The 20,406-nt window shown below is 61.0% G+C and carries 16 protein-coding genes and 2 tRNA genes; 7 read left to right on the forward strand and 11 right to left on the reverse strand.

The window, feature by feature from the left end; genetic code table 11:
- Nucleotides 1–22: 22 nt before the first annotated feature.
- The 9 genes from NKH57_RS08785 to NKH57_RS08825 all read right to left on the reverse strand — a co-directional run bounded on the left by NKH57_RS08785 (nucleotide 23) and on the right by NKH57_RS08825 (nucleotide 11,730).
- Entirely contained in the window at nucleotides 23–862 is an 840-nt protein-coding gene (locus NKH57_RS08785; protein WP_352943544.1) for a tetratricopeptide repeat protein, read from the reverse strand.
- The gene (ilvD, locus tag NKH57_RS08790) at nucleotides 849–2,573 is read right to left on the reverse strand and encodes a dihydroxy-acid dehydratase (protein ID WP_023757633.1); all 1,725 of its coding nucleotides are present in this window, start codon (nucleotides 2,571–2,573) and stop codon (nucleotides 849–851) included. Before ilvD ends, NKH57_RS08785 begins: the two co-directional genes overlap by 14 nt.
- A 307-nt stretch (nucleotides 2,574–2,880) precedes the next feature.
- Complete coding sequence (locus NKH57_RS08795; RefSeq protein ID WP_352943546.1) at nucleotides 2,881–4,110, reverse strand: outer membrane protein transport protein; 1,230 nt, start codon at nucleotides 4,108–4,110, stop codon at nucleotides 2,881–2,883.
- A 360-nt stretch (nucleotides 4,111–4,470) separates the two neighbouring features.
- Nucleotides 4,471–7,254 (reverse strand): valine--tRNA ligase, encoded by a 2,784-nt coding sequence (locus tag NKH57_RS08800; protein ID WP_352943548.1) that lies wholly within the window; start codon nucleotides 7,252–7,254, stop codon nucleotides 4,471–4,473.
- A 356-nt stretch (nucleotides 7,255–7,610) separates the two neighbouring features.
- Entirely contained in the window at nucleotides 7,611–8,429 is an 819-nt protein-coding gene (locus NKH57_RS08805) for a DUF2497 domain-containing protein (RefSeq protein ID WP_352943550.1), read from the reverse strand.
- A 215-nt stretch (nucleotides 8,430–8,644) separates the two neighbouring features.
- Nucleotides 8,645–10,033 carry a TolC family outer membrane protein gene (locus NKH57_RS08810; protein ID WP_352943552.1) on the reverse strand — a complete coding sequence of 463 codons (1,389 nt, stop codon included), beginning with the start codon at nucleotides 10,031–10,033 and terminating at the stop codon, nucleotides 8,645–8,647.
- 182 nt (nucleotides 10,034–10,215) lie between these two features.
- Nucleotides 10,216–10,884: a protein-L-isoaspartate O-methyltransferase family protein gene (locus tag NKH57_RS08815; RefSeq protein ID WP_352827886.1), complete on the reverse strand. Its 669-nt coding sequence runs from the start codon at nucleotides 10,882–10,884 to the stop codon at nucleotides 10,216–10,218.
- Between the two features lie 92 nt (nucleotides 10,885–10,976).
- Nucleotides 10,977–11,050 (reverse strand) — tRNA-Cys (locus NKH57_RS08820).
- A 422-nt stretch (nucleotides 11,051–11,472) separates the two neighbouring features.
- A complete protein-coding gene (locus tag NKH57_RS08825; RefSeq protein WP_023757639.1) occupies nucleotides 11,473–11,730 on the reverse strand; it encodes a hypothetical protein in 258 nt (85 codons plus the stop codon).
- Between the two features lie 224 nt (nucleotides 11,731–11,954).
- Between NKH57_RS08825 and NKH57_RS08830 the strand changes: the two genes are divergently transcribed.
- A tRNA-Asn gene (locus NKH57_RS08830) sits at nucleotides 11,955–12,029 on the forward strand.
- An 837-nt stretch (nucleotides 12,030–12,866) separates the two neighbouring features.
- Here the strand turns inward: NKH57_RS08830 and NKH57_RS08835 are convergent.
- Together NKH57_RS08835 and NKH57_RS08840 are read right to left on the reverse strand one after the other, a co-directional pair.
- Nucleotides 12,867–13,088, reverse strand: coding sequence for a hypothetical protein (locus tag NKH57_RS08835; RefSeq protein ID WP_023757642.1), 222 nt, complete (start codon nucleotides 13,086–13,088; stop codon nucleotides 12,867–12,869).
- A gap of 389 nt (nucleotides 13,089–13,477) precedes the next feature.
- The gene (locus tag NKH57_RS08840) at nucleotides 13,478–14,371 is read right to left on the reverse strand and encodes a LysR family transcriptional regulator (protein WP_352943555.1); all 894 of its coding nucleotides are present in this window, start codon (nucleotides 14,369–14,371) and stop codon (nucleotides 13,478–13,480) included.
- 154 nt (nucleotides 14,372–14,525) lie between these two features.
- Here NKH57_RS08840 and NKH57_RS08845 point away from each other — a divergent pair, with 154 nt between their 5' ends.
- The 6 genes from NKH57_RS08845 to NKH57_RS08870 all read left to right on the forward strand — a co-directional run bounded on the left by NKH57_RS08845 (nucleotide 14,526) and on the right by NKH57_RS08870 (nucleotide 20,274).
- A complete protein-coding gene (locus tag NKH57_RS08845; protein WP_023757644.1) occupies nucleotides 14,526–15,170 on the forward strand; it encodes a hydrolase in 645 nt (214 codons plus the stop codon).
- 559 nt (nucleotides 15,171–15,729) lie between these two features.
- Nucleotides 15,730–16,632: a cytochrome c oxidase subunit II gene (locus NKH57_RS08850; protein ID WP_352604856.1), complete on the forward strand. Its 903-nt coding sequence runs from the start codon at nucleotides 15,730–15,732 to the stop codon at nucleotides 16,630–16,632.
- A gap of 21 nt (nucleotides 16,633–16,653) precedes the next feature.
- Nucleotides 16,654–18,423: a cytochrome c oxidase subunit I gene (gene ctaD / locus NKH57_RS08855; protein ID WP_023757648.1), complete on the forward strand. Its 1,770-nt coding sequence runs from the start codon at nucleotides 16,654–16,656 to the stop codon at nucleotides 18,421–18,423.
- Nucleotides 18,420–19,124, forward strand: a complete 705-nt coding sequence (locus NKH57_RS08860) for a cytochrome c oxidase subunit 3 (protein ID WP_023757649.1) — start codon at nucleotides 18,420–18,422, stop codon at nucleotides 19,122–19,124. Before ctaD ends, NKH57_RS08860 begins: the two co-directional genes overlap by 4 nt.
- 12 nt (nucleotides 19,125–19,136) lie before the next feature.
- Nucleotides 19,137–19,853: a heme-copper oxidase subunit III family protein gene (locus tag NKH57_RS08865; RefSeq protein ID WP_023757650.1), complete on the forward strand. Its 717-nt coding sequence runs from the start codon at nucleotides 19,137–19,139 to the stop codon at nucleotides 19,851–19,853.
- A gap of 25 nt (nucleotides 19,854–19,878) precedes the next feature.
- A complete protein-coding gene (locus NKH57_RS08870) occupies nucleotides 19,879–20,274 on the forward strand; it encodes a cytochrome C oxidase subunit IV family protein (protein WP_352943559.1) in 396 nt (131 codons plus the stop codon).
- The last annotated feature ends 132 nt before the right edge of the window (nucleotides 20,275–20,406 follow it).

Genomic DNA, 20,406 nt, shown 5'->3' on the forward strand with positions numbered 1-20,406 from the left:
TTCCGACAGGCGGCAGCAGCGCCTACTGGTCCGAGTTGTTGCCCTTGGTGAGGATATCGTCCGCCAGGGAGATCGCGGTGCGGCGGTCGGCTTCGCCGGCGGTGGCAAATGCCTCCTCCTGCATGCCGCGTATCCAGGGCTGATCGGCCGGCGAAGCGCGTTCGAGCGCAGCCGTCATCATCGCCAGGCCGCGAACGATCTTGCCGCTCTGGAACAGCAGGTGGCCCAATGTCGCCTGCGCGCCGGCATGGCCCTTCTCGGCGGCGAGTTGGAACCAGCGCCCAGCCTGCTTGACGCTGGCCTTCACGCCGCCCTCGCCCTTCAGGAACATCTGCCCCATCTCGAACTGCGCGTTCGGATTGCGGTAGTTGGCAGCGGCGCGCATGTAATATTCCTGAGCGGCCACCTCGTTCTCGGTGACTGGACTGCCGGGAATGCCCTTGCGCAGATAGTCGCCGAGCGCCACCAGCGCATCGGAGACATAGCTTTCCTCGGGCGAGCCGGGCTCGACATCCTGGTCGACGATCTCCGAGAAGAACTTGAACGCCTCATAGTCGTCGCGCGCCACGCCGTCGCCTTCCGCATACATGCGGGCAAGCTTCCAGGTGGCGCCGATCTGGCCGTTTTCGGCGGCATATTTGTAGGCCTCGGCAGCCTGTTCCTTGTGTCCGTTCTTGTAGGCGGAGAAGCCGAACTGGAACACCGCCCACGGGCTCGACTGCGGCTTCACGCCGGTCTTGTCGTCGAACACCTTGTCATCGAAGGCCATGGCCTGGCCCACGGCGCCAAAGGTCGCGCCAAAAGTGGCAGCCACGACCAGTGCCGAAAAGACAGACGACCTCAACAACTCAGATGTCCGCATAGCAATGTGTTTCTTTCGCACCGCCCGGATGGGTCACCGCGCCATCGCGCGCCGGCCCCACCGTCTGTGCATATTTCCATATCGCGCCCGACTGATAGTCGGTCTTGCGCGCCTTCCACGTCTTCGCCCTCGCCGCCAGTTCGCTTTGGGATAACGCCACATCGATCGTGCCGTTCACCGCGTCGATCGAGATCACGTCGCCATTCCTGAGCAGCCCGATCGGACCGCCCACCGCTGCCTCCGGCCCGACATGGCCGATGCAGAAACCGCGCGTCGCGCCCGAGAAGCGCCCGTCGGTGATCAGCGCCACCTTGCCGCCCATGCCCTGGCCATAGAGCGCTGCCGTCGTCGACAGCATTTCGCGCATGCCGGGGCCGCCGCGCGGCCCTTCGTAGCGAATGACGAGAACCTCGCCTTCCCTGTAGTTGCGATGCGTTACCGCCTCGAAACATTCCTCTTCCGAATCGAAGCAGCGTGCCGGGCCGGAGAACTTCAGCTCCGACATGCCGGCGACTTTGACGATCGCGCCTTCGGGGGCGAGGTTTCCCTTCAACCCAACGACACCGCCGGTTTGGGTAATGGGTGTGTTGGCCGGGCGGACCACATCCTGGTGTTCATTCCAGGCAACGTGCTCCATATTTTCGGCCAAAGTGCGGCCAGTCACGGTCAGGCAGTCACCATGCAGATAGCCGTGGTCGAGCAATGTCTTCATCAACAGCGGGATGCCGCCGGCCTCGAACATGTCCTTGGCGACATATTTGCCGCCCGGCTTGAGGTCGGCGATGTAAGGCGTCTTCTCGAAGATCTTCGCCACGTCGAACAGGTCGAACTTGATGCCGGCCTCGTGTGCGATCGCCGGCAGATGCAGTGCTGCGTTGGTCGAGCCGCCGGTGGCCGAAACCACGGTCGCCGCATTTTCCAGTGCCTTCAGCGTGACGATGTCGCGCGGCCGGATATTTTTCGCGATCAACTCCATGATTTTTTCGCCCGAAGCGAAATTGAAACGATCTCGCATTTCGTACGGCGCCGGCGCGCCACAGGAATAGGGCAACGCCAGGCCGATCGCTTCGGCGACGGTGGCCATGGTGTTGGCGGTGAACTGGGCGCCACAGGAGCCAGCCGACGGACAGGCCGCCTGTTCGATTTCGAGAAGTTCGGCATCATCGATCTTGCCGACCGAATGTTGGCCGACCGCCTCGAACACATCCTGCACGGTGATGGGGCGGCCGCGGTAGCTGCCGGGCAGGATCGAACCGCCATAGATGAAGATCGACGGCACGTTGAGCCGCACCATGGCCATCATCATGCCGGGCAGCGACTTGTCGCAGCCGGCCAGCCCAACCAACGCGTCATAGCAATGGCCGCGCATGGTGAGTTCGACTGAATCGGCTATGACCTCGCGCGACACCAGCGACGACTTCATGCCCTGGTGACCCATGGCGATGCCATCGGTGACGGTGATGGTGCAGAATTCGCGCGGCGTGCCATTGGCGGCCGCAACGCCCTTCTTGACCACCTGCGCCTGGCGCATCAGCGAGATGTTGCAGGGGGCCGCCTCGTTCCAGCAGGATGCGACGCCGACCAGCGGCTGCGCGATCTCGGCTGCCGACAAGCCCATTGCGTAGAGATAGGAACGGTGCGGCGCCCGCGCCGGACCGACGGTCACATGGCGGCTGGGGAGCTTAGCCTTGGAAATGACTTTGGCGTCCATACTCTTCCTTGCCCACATCTTCCCTGAAAAGGGGGCGATGCGGCCTGCCCCATCGCCGAGCCTTTTGGCGCGTGTCCCGAGACAAGATCGAGGTGCGCCGGGTTTATGGCGGGAAATGGGCAATTTCCTTGGCCTGACCTTTAGCGCAGGGGTTGTTCAGAAAGTGTTGCCGAAACGTCACAATTGCACGAGGTGAAAGCGGTGCTATTTATATGCAACGCGGCTTGGGTAACTGGACGCCTGACCAGACCTGCCAACGAAAAAGGCCGAGCGATGCCCGGCCTTTTTCGTTCAGCTTTTCAGAGGTTTAGAACTTGATCTTGAGGCCGCCTGAAATCGCTGTGACGAGATCGTTGCCGAAGTCGTAGGTGGCGTCATCTCCAACAACTTTACCGTTCTCCCCAATCAATATACCGGAATGACCGCTTGTCAGCACGCCAACCGCGCCAGCCAAGCGAACCTCGATATTCGGCTTAGGGGTGTAAGCGACACCGCCCCCCAGCGTCCAGGAGTCCGTCTGCGAGCCGTAGCCATGCGAAGTGCCGCGATCCCAGGAGAGCTGGCCGGCCGCACTCCACTCGTCGTTGAACTTATGACCGATGCCGCCCGTGACCGTCCAGCCGTCACGATACATCAGGTCGAGCGACGTTACTTCGCCTGGCGAGTTCGTGAAGCAAAACGCGGTTGGGACACCGACCGGACAGATCGGCACACTCTGCAGCACGCTCCAGTTAACCCACTTGATCGAACCGAAGGCGAGCCAGCCGGGCGCGATGCCCGACTGCATTTTCAATTCCACCACGTCCGGCATGTACTGCGTTGAGCCGTAGATCGGAAGAACGACGCTGCCGACATTTGTCAGATCGAGCGTGCCCGAAATGTTATCGAGCTTAACTTTCGAATTATAGACGAGGCTCGCGCGCAACGCGATGTCGGGGATTTCGTAGGCAAGGCCGGCGCGCCAGCCCCAGCCGTTGCTCGTCAGATCGACGCGACCGGTGCCGCCGAAGTCGGGCACCAGCGGTGACACCAGGCTTTCCTTGAAACCGTAGACCTTCTGGTAGAAAACACCGCCGATAAAGCGGAGTTGACCCTTGCCCGCATCCATTTTGTAAGAGCAAGTCGCAGCGTAGTTATCGCTTTTGATGTCGGTTTCCATGTTGGAAAACGCACCATTCCACACGCCGGGCGCAACATGCGCACCCCAAGGCTGCGAGTAGTCAATCATACAGTCGACGCCTTGGACGATTTGGGCCTTCGCGCCGATGCGCGGGACCCAATAGTTCTCAGCCCCATCGGCGGAGGTCCCGAAACCTAGGTCGGCCCCGCCAGGACCGCGCGCATTCTTGAGCTTACGATCCGGCATCACGTAAGTCGCTTCCGCTTCCGTAGAGAACGGCGCAGGGTCAAACAAAAGATCGATGTCGTAACCGCCGCGCTCCAGGCCGCCAGCATGCGCCGAACTCATCGCGGTTCCGATCAAAGCCAGCGACAAGCACCCTGCCCCCAGCAGTGCTTTCAGACGCAAATTGTTCATGGATGTCCTCCCCCGAATAACCAGTGCCATCAAGCTAGAACCAATTCAGGTTAACGGTGCAACAACGAATTCAAGAAGCGTACACGTACAATTGATCAGAGTGCGTTTTCCGCAAAATTCCGACTCTCCCGCAAGACCGAAAACACGGCATTTGGGTGCAAATGAACCAACAAAATCGGGAAAACTTCTCCAAAATGGCCCAAGAACAGGCATTTTGCGGGGTATCCGGCCCCATTGTTACATTATGGCAACAATGGGGCTAAAACTTCCGTTTACGTCAATATTAACGCAACGGAATGTCTATTTTCGCGGCAAGAAACTGTCGTTTTAGAGGGCGCTAAAATCTCGCGAATCCCGCCCTCAACCTGCGTCGCGAACCCTGGTCAACGCGACCGAAAGCTTCTCCTGTGCGTCGCGGTATTCGGCCAGCTTTTCGCGCTCGGCCTCGACGATCTCTGCCGGCGCGCTGGCGACGAACCTTTCGTTCGACAGCTTCTTGTGCAGGCGCGCGATTTCCTCGGTCACCTTGGCCAATTCCTTCCGCAGCCGTGCCGCCTCCGCGACAAGATCGATCAGGCTGCCGAGCGGCAGGCAGATCGTCGCCTCGTTGAGCACGATCTGCGCCGAGCCCTTTGGTGCGACATCGGCCAGCGAGATGTCGCCGACGCGTGCCAGCCGCCTGATCGCCGAATCCTCGCGGACAAGCCGTTCGCGCGTCACATCGTTGGCACCGACCACCACCAGCGGTGCAATGGCAGCCGGCGGCACGTTCATTTCCGAGCGCACGGAGCGGATGCCTGAAACGAGGTCGACCAGCCAGTTGATGTCGGCGGCAGCATCCGCGTCTTCGAAGTCCGGCGATGGCCATGCGGCATGGCACAGCAGCGACGCGCGTTCCTTGCCTTCGCCTGCAGTCTGCGCCCACAGCTCCTCGGTCATGAACGGCATCATCGGATGCAGCAGCTTATAGATCTCGTCCAGCACGAAAGCGACGCAAGCGCGGCTTTCGGCCTTGGCCGCCTCGTCAGTGCCCATGAACACCGGCTTCAGCAGTTCCAGGTACCAGTCGCAGAACAGGTTCCAGACGAAGCGGTAGGCGGCACCCGCCGCCTCGTTGAAGCGGTATGAGGTGATGCCATCGGTGATCTCGCGCGCGGCGCGCGTCAGCTCGGTCAGGATCCAGCGGTTGACCGCCAGCTTGGCGTCGTTCAGCCAGAAATCGTCATCGCGCGCAACCTCGTTCATCTCGGCAAAACGCGTCGCATTCCACAGCTTGGTGCCGAAATTGCGATAGCCGGCGATGCGCGCCGGGTCGAGCTTCACGTCGCGGCCTTGGGCCGCCATCACTGTCAGGGTGAAGCGCAGGGCATCGGCGCCGTATTCGTCGATGAGGTCGAGCGGGTCGATGACGTTGCCTTTCGACTTCGACATCTTCTGCCCGTTCTTGTCGCGGACCAGCGCATGGACATAGACGGTGTGGAAAGGCTCCTCATCCATGAAGTGCAGGCCCATCATCATCATGCGGGCGACCCAGAAGAAGATGATGTCGAAGCCGGTCACCAGCACGTCGGTCTGGTAGTAGGTGCTCAGCTCGGGCGTCTCGTCCGGCCATCCCAAGGTCGAGAACGGCCACAGCGCCGACGAGAACCAGGTGTCGAGCACATCCTCGTCGCGGGTCAGGATCTCGCCTGGCTGGAAATTCTCGAGCTTGTCCTCGACCCAGGCCTTCCACGGCCCTTCTAGCGCCAGATAATATTCGATCGCCGCGCCGAGCGCCTCTTCCTCAGTCTTCTCGACGAAGACCCGTCCGTCCGGCCCGTACCAGGCCGGGATCTGGTGGCCCCACCAGAGCTGGCGCGAGATGCACCAGGGCTGGATGTTCTCCATCCAGTCGAAATAGGTCTTCTCCCAGTTCTTCGGCACGAAGTTCGTGCGGCCCTCGCGCACCGATGCGATCGCCGGTTTGGCCAGCTCCGCCGCGTTGGCATACCATTGCTCGGTCAGGAACGGCTCGATCGGCACGCCGCCGCGGTCGCCATGCGGTACGGCGTGGCGATGCGGCTCGACCTTTTCGAGGAAGCCACCCTCTTCCATCAGCTCGACTATCTTCTTGCGCGCGACGAAGCGGTCGAGCCCATCGAGTTCATCCCAGACCGCCTGGCGCTCCGGCGTCACCTCGAGACCGGCAAGAAAATCCTCATTGTCCTTGAGGCTTACCGTCGCCGCGGTGGTCAGGATATTGATCGCCGGCAGCTTGTGACGCTTGCCGACCTCGAAGTCGTTGAAGTCGTGCGCCGGCGTGATCTTGACCGCCCCGGAGCCCTTCTCAGGGTCGGAATATTCATCCGCCACCACCGGAATCTTGCGGCCGACGATCGGCAGAACGATTTTCTTGCCGACCAGGTGCCGGAAACGCTCATCGTCGGGGTGCACGGCAACGGCCGTATCGCCCAGCATCGTCTCGGGGCGCGTCGTCGCCACGGTGATGAAGGTTTTTGGGTTTTCCGGGTCGAAGACCTGGCTCTCTATGGGGTAGCGGAAATGCCAGAGATTGCCGTTGACCTCCTGCTGCTCGACCTCGAGATCGGAGATCGCGGTCAGCAGCTTCGGGTCCCAGTTCACAAGGCGCTTGTCCTTGTAGATCAGGCCTTCCTTGTAGAGCGTGACGAACACTTCGAGCACCGCCTTGGACAGGCCCTCGTCCATGGTGAAGCGTTCGCGTGACCAGTCGGCGGAGGCGCCGAGCCGCTTCAGCTGGTTGAAGATCGCGCCACCGGATTCGGCCTTCCACTCCCACACTTTCTCGATGAACTGCTCGCGGGTCAGGTCGCGGCGGTGGATCTGCTTTTCCATAAGCTGGCGCTCGACCACCATCTGCGTGGCGATGCCGGCATGATCCATGCCCGGCTGCCACAAGACGTTCTTGCCGCGCATGCGCTCAAAGCGCACCAATATGTCCTGCAGCGTGTTGTTAAGCGCGTGCCCCATATGCAGCGAACCGGTGACGTTCGGCGGCGGGATGACGATCGTGAAGGCCTCCGCCCCCTCCTCGGCCCCGGCGCCGGCGCGAAACGCGTCGGCCTCTTCCCAGACTTTGGCGATCTTCGGCTCGACGGTTTTGGCGTCGTAGGTCTTTTCAAGCATGGGAAAATGGTCCGCGCTGTCGGGAGTTTTGCTGGTCCGGTGTAAATCGGAAGGTTTTGGCCAAGTCAACCGCAAGGGCTGTCGCGGCATTCACAGGCAGATAGGCGCGGCCTTGTTCATTTCAACGCAAGGCATGCCCGCGTTTGGCGCAGAGCTCGCCCTTGGCGTCCGACAGGGATTTTCTGCATGCCGGATAGCCATAATCCGACCGGCGGACGTAGAAGATCTCGAACGCGGTCCATTGTGGTAAGTGAATCCGGCGGCGACCCTGTCTGCCTCGCTACCAATACAAACTGAGCTTCCCAAAGAAACGGCGCCCCGAAGGCGCCGTCTCTTTTTGGCAATCGATACGGATATTACTGGGCGCCGCGCGCCACGCGCTCGATCTCTTCGCGCACAAGCCTTTCGACCAGCGTCGGCAGATTGTTGTCGAGCCAATCCTGCAGCATCGGGCGCAGCATCTCTTCGGCCATCTCGTCGAATGTCTTTTTGCTGCGGCTGGCAAACGCGTCGGAAAGCTCGCCAAAAGCGGCGGCAACCTGCCGGCCCGTATGCTCGGAAACGATCGCCGGACGCGGCGCGTCACTAGCTGGCACCGGCCGTACCGTCTCTGAACGAGGCGGCTCGGAGATCGCTTTCGCGCTCGGTTCGTCCCTTGAATCGTCGACCAACGGCTGGGCAACCGGCTTGCGTGCCTCGGCCCTGTCCGACACCATTTTGGCCTGCTCACCAACCGCGGCGATCTCGCGCCGCCAATCGGCAACAGGAGCGTCGGGGGCAATGACGGGACGTGGTGCCGGCGCGTCGACCGCAGCCGGTTCGGCGGCAATCCGGGCACTGACCTCGGCAAGTGTCATCGATGGCTTTGCAGGGGCTGGGTCGGCGCGAACCGGCGTTTCCATACGCGCAATCACCGGCTCGGCCGCCGGCAGCTGTGCCTGGACTTCCGCCAGCGTCACCGGCTTCCTGACCTCAGGAGCGGCATGCAGGTCGGCACGGAATGCCTCGACGTCGGGGGCAGCATCGCCGCTCGACGCCGGCTCCAGATCCTGGCGCAACTCATCGGCGTCGCCCGGCTGCTTGCGGCCGCCGTCGCTGTCCTCGATGATTCGCCTGATGGAAGCCAGGATCTCTTCCATGGAAGGTTCGCGCTGTGCGCTGCTTGCCGTTGCCATCGTCACATCCGCCGCCTTTGTGACCTCTGTGGATTTCCGCTCCGGCAAGGCCGGATCGAATCATGGCAACAGCGTAGCCGACGGATCGCCGCACGAGAATCCCCAATCTGGGGACTTGTGGGATTTCAACAGATTAGCGCGATCTTAAACCCACGAGCAGCGGAGCAAGCAATCCTGCCCAAACGGCGAGACGGAAAAGTCCGGACCGGGCGCCCTCAGCGGCCGTCCGGCGTGCGCAGGCCGATCCACTTGTCCTTGACGGCGTTGTAGTGCTCTTCAGGCTTGTATTTCGTCACCTGCAGGCCAAGGCGGTCGACAGACAGGCGGCCGGTCGCCTGCAGGATGGCGTAGCTCGCCACCACCACATCATGCTCATAACTCGCCTGGTTGATCTCGGCGGTGATGACCGTAGCCTGTGCGTTGAGGACATCGAGCGTGGTGCGCTGGCCGACATTGCGTTCTTCGATGACGCCGTTCAACGCCAGCTTTGCCGCCTCGATCACTTGCCTGTTGGCCGTCAGCTGCTGCTGCGCAGCGGTGTACTCGGTCCAGGCGGCGGTGACGGCCTGGCGCACTTGATCACGGCTCACGTCGACCTCGATGCGGGCCCGGCTGAGCGATTCCTTGTCCTGGCGCACAATCGCCGAAGTGCGGCCACCGGAATAGATCGGGATGGTCAGCGTTGCGCCGACGCTGGCCGAATTGGTGGTGCCATCCTGCGTCGAGAGGAAGCCCGGCACGGTGTTGCGATAGGCGCTCGAGACGCCGGCGGAAGCCGACAGCTGCGGCAGCAGTGCGCCTTCGGCCGACTTCACCGAAAACGAAGCTGCGTCGACCAGATGCTGGGTGGCAAGGATGGCCGGATGCTCGTTCGAGGCCACCCCGATGGCGGCAGCCAGGCTCGACGGCAACAGCTTTGCCACCGGCGAAGCGCCTTTGAGCTTGCCTGGTTCGTCGCCGACGATCTCGCGATAGGTCGCGGCACTCGCCAGTGCCTGCGCCCGGGCGGCGCTCAGCGATGCCACGGCGGCGGCCCGCGAAGCATCGGCCTGCGCGACGTCCGTACGCGTGCCTTCACCAACTTCGAAACGCGAACGCGCCGCGCGCGCCGTTTCGGTGAGGAATTGCAGGTTCTGCTCGGTCAGCACTGCAATCTGGCGGTCGCGAATCACATTCATATACGCCTGGGCGGCGCTGAACAGGGTGTTCTCTTCGGTGTTGCGCAGGCTTTCGACCGAAGCGCGAACCTGTGATTCGGCGGCAGCGACATTGTTCCTGGTCTGAAAGCCGTCGAACAGCGTCTGATTGATCTGGACACCAAAATTGCCGGTGGTCAGCCGTACGCTCCGATCCGCACCGGTGAGATGGCTGCTGGAGTAGTCGATTGTCGCCGAGCCGTTGATGGTCGGACGCCAGCCCGATTTGGCGATGGCGACGCTCTCATCGGTAATGCGAACGCCGGCGCGGGCCGAATTCAGCGAAGAATTGTACTGATAGGCCTTTGCGAGCGCGCCTGAGATGGTTTCCGCCGAAGCGGCAAGTGGGGACAGCATGGTCGCCGAAACGAGGACGGCGGTGAAAAGTGACTTTCGTACAGACGGCACGGTTAAACCCTCATTCGTTTTCCATGGGAACTGCGCCGCACCGGCTTCTCATCGTGATCAGCCGCCGCCGCGTGTTCGATGTTCCCTGCTGCTCAGCCCCAAAGTGCCCCCAGTTTGCGGATAGCAACGATTGTTCAAATGCAAGCGACCATGACAATGCCTCTGCTGCAAGGCAAAATCATTCAAAACTCGAAAGCATGAATACGTTCGAATCCCGGTAGTGGCTTAATTGCCGCATTAAACGCGCGTCTTCCGGTTACAACCCCCCCGGCCTTAAAAAAAAGTCGGGCCAGGCCGGAATTACCTTGACCTTCAACGGCGACGAGTCGGCCGCCTTCGGCAAGCTGGTCGAGCAGCGGCACTGGGACTTCCGCGACGCTGCCGCCGACGAAGATGACGTCATAAGGCGCCTGGGCGGCATGCCCTTGTGGCAACGCCCCCTGCACAACCGTCACATTGCTGCAGCCAAGCGACGATAGCGTCGTTCTGGCGGTTTCCGCCAGCGCCGAATCGCTTTCGAGCGCCACCACGGACCTGGCCAGCCGCGACAGGATAGCCGAAGCGTAACCCGTGCCGCAGCCGACATCGAGCGCCGAGTCGGTCGACTTGATCTCAGCCAGTTGGATGAGCTTGGCCAGCGGCGAGGGTTCCATCAGGTAGCGCGCGCCGTCCGCGCCGGTGGCAATGCGGATGTCCTCGTCGATGTAAGCGAGATCGCGCTGGGCGGCGCCAACAAAAGCCTCTCGTGGCACGACGAGCATGGCCTCGAGCAGCGGCGCGCTGGTCACATCGGTGGTGCGAACCTGGCCATCGACCATCTTGACGCGAAGCTCGGAGAAATCAGCGCTCATGTTCCAACCAATCCGCTTGCCGCGCCAGAACCGCGGTTCATTACGTCAGGAACTTCAGGCCCCCTACGCTTGCTGCGCGGGGGCCCGGGCATTGGAGGCCTCGCCCGGAATCGAACCGGGGTGCAAGGATTTGCAGTCCTCTGCGTAACCACTCCGCCACGAGGCCTCGTTGCTCCCGGCGTTCCACCCGGTTCCAATAGGTTGCGGCGAAAATGCCGTCAAGCGGCCACCGTGCATTCCGATCGGTTTCCCTGTGCGCCGATCCGGGCAGACCCTGTCAAATCGTCAGGCCCCAAGTCCACAGCTACATTAGATGATTCTCAAGCATAGCCTGCCGCAGGAAAAACCCTTCAACGGTTCGCGCGTTGAGCACGGCAGGAGACAAGGCCATGCGCCAGGCAATGGAGATGATAGCCAAGAATGCTCCGCCAGCCCCTGTCCTGAGCGCGGTGCGGAGAGTTTTTGCACTACGCCACTGACAGGGCCTGTCCATTGAAGGCGCGGGCAAAGGGCAAAGCTTGCCTCAGCCGCGGCGATTCTCATGCAGATCCGTGAAGCAAGGGCCCGCTGAGGTGTGCCCACGCCATGTCAATCCGGCCGACGCCGCCGTTCCCACCAGACGACAAAGCGTCGGCGGTGGCGCCGCACCATGGCGAACTCATAGGAAAGCACCAGCAATCCGAGCGGGACCATCCAGAAACCGAGTATCGGCAGGAACCCGAGGATGCCGCCGATGGTCAGCAGGACACCGATGGTGATTCTGAGCCCGCGCGAGCGCGGCATTTTGAACTCGCGCCCGAAAACTGAGATTTTGCGCGCCGGCATGTGGTTATCTTGTGCTGTCATCGTCTCGAAAGATTGACCCGTTTTGATCGTTCAGAAGCATCAGCGAACCCAAGCGCGGCCGCCGCTTTCGGTTCGGTGTCCCTGCCAAGACTGCTAATATGAGGGCATCTCTCGACGATTGCGAGAAACGCCTGTGCGAAAAAGCCTCGGAAAAATGCGAATTGCTTCTTTGCAAAGCCGAAAAGGGCAGCTATACGCTGCGCAACTCGCATAAGAGCCTCCGTTCCCCGGTAGCTCAGTGGTAGAGCAACCGGCTGTTAACCGGTTGGTCGCTGGTTCGAATCCGGCCCGGGGAGCCAATCTTTTTAAGCACTTAACCAAATTTCTTAGGTCGGCAAATTTGCCGATGTTCTGTGCTGGGCTGCGTTTCGGGCTACATCTGCAGGGGGAGCAAATGAAAACGTCAACACTCGTGTTTTTGTTGGCAGTCGTTTGTGCTGGGATTTCGATGTGGACGGATCAGCCAATCATGGGTTCTTCATTGTTGGACAGGTCCTCTACTGGCGGACTCACATCCTAGAAGTGAAAATCAACCGTCTGCTCGATGAGCGAGGGGCTTTTCGTAGCGGACTACGAGCTGAATAAAAAGGCCCGCCACCGTGAGGCAGCGGGGCTAGTTCGGGAGGAGTGTCGGGCATCCCCTTTGCCCGCGAAACAACGGTACGCCTCACTTAGCTGGATAATAAGCTCGCGCCGGTTGAAGCTCAGTATATTCCAGCTGCGTGACTTTTCTGCCACAAGATAAAGAAAGCCCGCCACCATCGGCAGCCATTCCTGCAAGTTTGCAGGTTTGACCAGTTCGCCTTCTGGCGGACCATCTCGGAAAAATAGGACCGGAACTCCGCGCCCAGCTCTGGCGACAAGCGAAACGAAAGTCCGCCGCTGGAGTCTTCGGTCCGATGGACCAGATCATATCGCCGTTCGCGGGATCGACCGTCGGGACGATGGACTCGAGGCGCTCGGCTCTCTCCATGTAGACGGCGATGTTTCCCTTCATAGCCGCATCAGTACGGTCTGATCAGTCGGATCGTCGCGCCACCTGATTTGTTCGCGGTCGTTGTCCGGCTCGGAGTCGCCGCCTTCCTCGTCGTCGCAGTCGTCTTGCTCGCGGTCGTCGCACTGCCCAAGGGCACCCGTCACAGACCGCCAGCTCCGCCACCAGCCCAAATGACTATCTGGGAAAGATCGGCGATGTCGCCATAGATCTTCGAACCTTTGACGAGAAAACACTTGTCCCCCAGGACTTCGGCGAGTGAGCTTGACGCGGTGCAAACCGGCAGGTTCACCTTATGGCCCTTGGCATCGGCATAGCTGATGCTGATCGCGAGGATAGCGAGTACGAGAGTCGTCTTGCTCATATTTAGCCCCTAGAGCCAGCAGGCCCATTGGGCGGCAAAACCGGGTTGCCGCCCTTTGCCTTGCCATTAGGTGGAGCGGGGGTTTAAGTCGCGCCATCCCTCGATTGGATGACGAGGGCTCATCTATATTAGCTATCACTTAACGAAGCCGCCGCCCGCGCCAGAAATCCCTGGAGGCTCATCGGGCTCTAGCCCGGATATCTCACACAGTTGAAGTGCGTCACGGCCTGACAGTCGTTCACGTCGATGTTGGCGATCGTTCCGGTGTTGACGAGGATAGCCCCTAGATAGGTCAAGCTGTGTCGCAGCAAGTGGAACGTGCGGGCCATGTCGCCGAAGGAGTGCCACCTCGAACACAGGTCCTCGAGAGGCTTCGCAGCGTTCGTGTCCTAGCTGTCGAGACCCCAAAGTTCCGGGTTGCGTTTGAAATACTCAGTTAGCATTTCGGTGAGCACCCTGACTTTCCGCGTGGGATGCTGACCCGGCGGGCGGACGACATACGCGGCCGCCGGAGGTACCGGATAGCGTGTCATGATCGGGACCAGCGTGCCGGAGGCCACGTATTCATGTGTGATGCAATCGGCGAGCCAGGCGATGCCGAGACCTGCCGCCGCCGCGGCGGCAAGCGCCGTAGCGCTATCGGCCTTGAACCTGCCCTGCGGCTGAACCGTGACAACCTTGCCATTATCCATGAACTGCCAGGTTTCTGTTCCCTGCATGAGGGCCTGATGGGTGACGAGTTCGTCCAGGGTCTCAGGTGAACCGTGCGCTTCGATATAGTCCGGGCTGGCGACAAGCTTGCCATGGAACGGCCCGACGCGCTTCGCGATCAGGTTGGAGTCCTGAAGGTAGCCAACCCGGATCGCGCAATCGAAACCCTCGGCGATGAGATCGACGAAGCGATCGCTGTAGGAGGTATGAATGTGAAGCTGCGGGTGCTGGCGCGCCATCTCCGCGAGCACCGGGGCGAAGTGGGTTGGGCCGAAAGTAAGCGGCATGGCAACCCTCAGGCGGCCGCGCAGGTCACCGGTGGGGAGGATCGTTTCCCTTGCGGTGTCGATCTCGGCGCTGGCCCGGGCCGCATGGTCCCTGAACGTGATCCCCGCTTCCGTAAGCGCCGCGCCGCGGGTCGTTCGTGCAAGAAGCTGGACGCCAAGTTCCGCTTCAACCCGAAAGAGCCGCCGACTGACGATTGACTTGGAGACGCCGAGCCGGCGCGCGGCGGCCGATACGCCCCCTGCATCGGCCACTGCGACGAATGTCTGTAGATCTTCTATGTCCAATTCAGCGTTCCTCGTTTCGCGACACAGCTTGCCTGATTATGGCACTACCGCATCACCAAAAGGAACGGCAAATTGCGTCCAGGCAACGTCGCCCGCTGGCGCATGTCTCCCGTGAACCCATTGCCGTCCATGGCGGCAGAGAAAGGAAGTCTTGATGACCCCTCGTAACGGCCTTGATTCGCTTCTTCGTCCTGAAGACTCGGTCCTCGTACTGATCGATCACCAACCTTACCAGCTCGCAAACCTGAACAGCCACGATCCGCACATGGTGGTCAACAACACGACCGCGCTGGCGAAGCTAGCAAAAGCTTTCAATGTTCCGACCATTCTCACCAGCGTGATCGCGGCGCGCGGTGGACTTCTCTTCAAGCAGATCACCGATGTATTTCCGGACCAGGAGGTCATCGATCGCACCTGGGTGAACACCTGGCAGGACGAGAATGTGGTGAACGTCGTCAAGGCGACCGGCCGCAAGCAGCTGATCATCGCCGGTCTGTGGACCGAGGTCTGCGTCGCAATGCCTGTGATCCAGGCCGCCGGCGAAGGTTGGGATGTGACCGTTATCACCGATGCGTCGGGCGGGATTTCGAAGGAGTCTCACGAAGTTGCCATCCAGCGAATGATCGCGGCCGGCGCGAACGTGATGACCGTGATGGCGCTCGCTGGCGAATGGCAACGCGATTGGGCGCGCACCGAGCATGTCGAGGAGCTGACCGAGATTCTCATCCAGCACTTCGGCGGCAGCGGCATCGCGTATCTTTGGGAGCAGCAGCTTCTCAACACGCCAGTAGCCGGCTGATCCCGGCCGGCATGGCGAGCGAAGCAGACGGTTAACACACGGCCCCAAACGCGACAGGTCAAGCGGCCTTCGGTAGGACGGCACGATAGCGGCCGTAACCCGCCTTCACGAACAGTTCCACGTCGCACATCCTGGATAGATAGCATCGGGGGATCCCGGTGGCCGTGAGTTCAGCTGTACGCACCTCGCCCCGCTCTCGCGGCAGAGCGACGGCCCGCTCCCTGAGCATCAGTGTCGTAGGGCTTCGACGCGGCCCGGTCACGTTTGCGCATTTTCGTCGAATGTGGCGCATTCTGGCGCAGGGTGATGGCGAATTCACATTTCTCAGCTTCATCGACTCCGGGGAGCCATTTCAATCAAAACTGCGAGCGCCGCCTGCTCGCAGTTGGACTTCAGCCCTCTCCTTCCAGTGCAAGCGTCTTCAGGAGTTTAATCTTGGCGACATTTTTCCCGTCAAGATAGTCGGCTCTGGAATTTCAACCGAAAAAAGAGCTATGATGACCTTGGCATTCGCCGGGACCAGCTTCGCGTCCTCCAGAATGCCGGGGAGGAACGGGACATGGCCGTAGCGCTTGTACTCGTTTTGATTGTAGTGGGCTCGGTGCTGTTTCACCTGCTGAGCCCATGGTGGTGGACGCCGATTGCCTCGAACTGGGGCTATATCGACAACACCATCATCATCACCTTCTGGATTACCGGCGTCGTCTTCGCCGCCGTGGTCCTATTCATGGCCTATTGCGTCTTCCGCTTCCGTCATCGGGAAGGGAACCGGGCCGCCTACGAGCCGGAGAATAAGCGGCTCGAATCCTGGTTGACGATCGTCACAGCGGTCGGGGTCACGGCGTTGCTGGTTCCCGGCCTGTTCGTCTGGAGCCGGTTCGTCAACGTCCCAAGCGACGCAACGGAGGTCGAAGTCGTCGGCCAGCAGTGGCAGTGGAGTTTCCGTCTGCCCGGCAAGGACGGCAAGCTTGGCACATCCGACACCCGCGACGTCACCACCGACAATCCGCTGGGCGTGATCGCCAGCGATCCCAATGGTCAGGACGATGTCCTGGTCGAAGCGGCTGATCTGCATTTGCCGGTCGGCAAACCGGTCAAGATGCTGCTCCGATCGATCGATGTGCTGCATGATTTCTATGTGCCGGAATTCCGCGCCAAGATGGACATGATCCCCGGCTCGGTCACCTATTTCTGGTTCACCCCGACCAAGACCGGAACCTTTCAGGTCCTGTGCGCCGAACTTTGCGGCCAGGGGCATCCCTTGATGCATGGTGTGGTCGTGGTCGACACGCAGCAGGACTACCTGGCCTGGTTTGGCCAGCAGCAGACTTTCGCGCAGTTGTCGGCGCCCCAGCAAACGGGCGCGGCAGACAACGCTCCGGGGAAGACTATGGCGCCGGGCAAGACGATAGCGCCAGGTTTGAAAATTGCAGCAAAGCTCGAAACGGTCGGGTCTCGCTGAAAAGGACGCGGAGGTGTTCCTATGGTCGACATCACACCTGCAGATGGCATCCCCCCGGCCGAAGTCGCGGAAGTGGAACTTTACCATCCGCACAGTTGGTGGACGAGATACGTCTTCTCGCAGGACGCCAAGGTCATAGCCATCCAGTATTCGGCGACGGCAACGGGAATCGGCCTGGTCGCCCTGGTGCTATCCTGGCTGATGCGGCTGCAACTCGGCTTCCCCGGCACGTTCGACTTCATCACCCCGGAAGCCTACTACCAGTTCATCACCATGCACGGCATGATCATGGTGATCTACCTGCTCACCGCCCTCTTCCTCGGCGGCTTCGGCAACTATCTGATCCCGCTGATGGTCGGCGCGCGCGACATGGTTTTCCCCTATGTCAACATGCTGAGCTACTGGATCTACCTGCTCGCCGTGCTGGTCCTGGTGTCGAGCTTCTTTGCACCGGGCGGACCGACGGGCGCCGGCTGGACGCTCTACCCGCCACAAGCCATCATGAGCGGCACGCCGGGCGGCCAGGACTGGGGCATCATCCTGATGCTCTCCTCGCTGATACTGTTCATCATCGGTTTCACGATGGGCGGCCTGAACTATGTGGTGACGGTGCTGCAGGGCCGCACGCGCGGCATGACGATGATGCGCCTGCCGCTGACCGTCTGGGGCATCTTCACAGCGACCGTCATGGCGCTGCTTGCCTTTCCGGCGCTGTTCGTCGCCTGCGTCATGATGCTGCTCGATCGCGTCCTCGGCACCAGCTTCTTCATGCCGGCGATCTCCGAGATGGGCGAGCAACTGCAGCACAATGGCGGCAGCCCGATCCTGTTCCAGCACCTGTTCTGGTTCTTCGGCCATCCCGAGGTCTACATCGTGGCGTTGCCGGCCTTCGGTATCGTCTCCGACCTGATCAGCACTCATGCACGCAAGAACATTTTCGGCTACCGGATGATGGTTTGGGCCATCGTCGGCATTGGCGCGCTGAGCTTCGTGGTCTGGGCGCACCACATGTATGTCAGCGGCATGCACCCCTATTTCGGTTTCTTCTTCGCCACCACGACGCTGATCATCGCCATTCCGACCGCCATCAAGGTCTACAACTGGGTGCTGACCTTATGGCGCGGCGACATCCATCTCACCATACCTATGCTCTTTGCCCTGGCCTTCATCGTCACCTTCGTCAATGGTGGGCTGACCGGGTTATTTCTTGGCAATGTCGTCGTCGATGTTCCGCTGTCCGACACGATGTTCGTCGTCGCCCACTTCCATATGGTCATGGGTGTCGCCCCGATCCTCGTGGTTTTTGGCGCGATCTATCATTGGTACCCGAAGGTCACCGGGCGGATGCTCAACGAAATGCTGGGCCGGTTCCATTTCTGGGTCACCTTCCTCGGCGCCTACCTGATTTTCTTCCCCATGCACTACCTCGGCCTGATGGGCGTGCCGCGGCGCTATGCTGAACTGACCGACATGACTGTCATGACCGAGTCAGCCCACCACCTGAACTCGTTCATCAGCATCATGGCGTTCATCGTCGGCTTCGCTCAGATGGTGTTCCTGTTCAATCTCATCTGGAGCATCCGCCATGGCCGCGAGGCTGGCGGCAATCCGTGGCGGGCCACGACCCTCGAATGGCAGACGCCGCAAACACCGCCGGCCCACGGCAATTTCGGCAAGGACCTGCCGATCGTCTATCGCTGGGCCTATGATTACAGCGTGCCGGGCGCCAAGGAGGATTTCATTCCGCAGAACATGCCGGGCTCCTTCGGCCCCTCGAGGGAGCCGGCATGAGCGTCATCATAGTCTTCCTGTTCGTCATCGCCGGCTTTGCCGGATGGTGGCTTTCACATCAGGGGCTGATGTCGAAGCCATGGCTCGAGCAAGGTCTGGCCGGGGATTTTGTCGCCCTCGACCGGTCGGCGCTACCCACCGCCAAAATCGGCCTCGGTGTCTTCCTCGCCGTTGTCGGCTGCCTGTTCGCGCTCTTCACCAGCGCGTATTTCATGCGGATGGCGGTGTCGGACTGGCAGCCGCTGCCGCTGCCGCGGCTGCTCTGGCTCAACACCGGCGTGCTGGTCCTGAGCAGCATTGCCCTGCAATGCGCCACGGTCGCGGCGCGCAGGGGCCAGATCGACATGGTCAGGCTCGGCCTCGCCACGGCCGGGCTCACGGCGCTTGCCTTCCTGATCGGACAGCTCATGGCATGGCGGCAGCTGACCGCCGACGGCTATTTTCTGACCTCCAATCCGGCCAACAGCTTTTTCTACCTGATCACCGGCATGCATGGCCTGCACATACTGGGCGGGCTGGTGGGCCTCGGCAGAACAACCGCCGGCGCCTGGAACGCAGCGCGGCCCGAACGGCTTCGCCTCAGTGTCGAGTTGTGCGCCATGTACTGGCATTTCCTGCTCTTCGTCTGGCTCGCCGTCTTTGCCCTACTGGCCGGCTGGGCCGCGACGTTCATCGACATTTGCCGACAGTTGCTGACCTAAGGGATCAAACGAATGGCAGAGACACTCACGCATACCCAGACGGAGCCACGGCCCTCAGGCTGGCAAGGCATTGCCGCCGACTGGTCCTCGGATCAGCGGGCGTTCAAGAACGTGTCCTGGGGCAAGGCCATGATGTGGATCTTCCTGCTCAGCGACACCTTCATCTTCGGCTGCTTCCTGCTCTCCTACATGACGGCTCGCATTTCGACACGCGTGCCGTGGCCCAATCCGAGCGAGGTCTTTGCGCTTCGTATCGGCGGCTCGGATATCCCGCTGATCCTTATTGCGATCATGACCTTCGTGTTGATCTCAAGCAGCGGAACAATGGCCATGGCCGTCAATTTCGGTTATCGCCGCGACCGCCGCAAGACAGCAATCCTGATGCTTCTGACCGCGGCACTCGGCGCGACCTTTGTCGGCATGCAAGCCTTCGAATGGACCAAGCTGATCACCGAAGGGGTACGGCCCTGGGGCAACCCCTGGGGCGCCGCACAATTCGGATCGACTTTCTTCATGATCACCGGTTTCCACGGCACCCATGTGACGATCGGGGTGATCTTCCTGATCATCGTGGCGCGCAAGGTATGGCGCGGAGATTTCGACACTGGGCGACGCGGCTTCTTCACCAGCCGCACGGGGCGCTATGAGAATGTCGAGATCATGGGGCTGTACTGGCACTTCGTCGATCTGGTCTGGGTATTCATCTTCGCATTCTTTTATCTTTGGTGAGAGGCAGGCTTGGTGAGAGGAAAAAATGGCTGAAGCAACCGCAAACGGCCTCGGGCAACACGCACTTCACGCTGCGCATGAAGCGCCGGCCGCCGTCGCCCATGCCGACGCGCATCAGGAACATCCGATCAAACTCTATCTGGTGGTCTGGGCATGGCTGTTCATCCTCAGCACGTGCTCCTACCTGGTCGATTATTTCGGCCTTCACGGCTATCTCAGATGGTCGCTGATCCTGATCTTTATGATCCTCAAGGCAGGGCTGATAGTCGCCGTCTTCATGCACATGGCTTGGGAACGGCTGGCGCTGGCCTATGCGATCATCCTGCCGCCGATACTGGTGCTGGTGTTCGTGACAATGATGGTCCTCGAATCGGATTATACACTTTCCACCCGGCTGACGTTTTTCGGGTCTGGGCCCTGACGCCCAATCCGGAGTGCCATGGCATTCTGGTCAGGACCCACGCATCCGGCGTGTGTCCAGTTCGGTGGCCGGCGCCTTGAAACAATCGGCAACTGGCCCATTTTGTTAGAGCATGATCCCGAAAAGGGGATC

Source organism: Mesorhizobium sp. M1050 (assembly GCF_040318715.1).
Classification (GTDB): Bacteria; Pseudomonadota; Alphaproteobacteria; order Rhizobiales; family Rhizobiaceae; genus Mesorhizobium.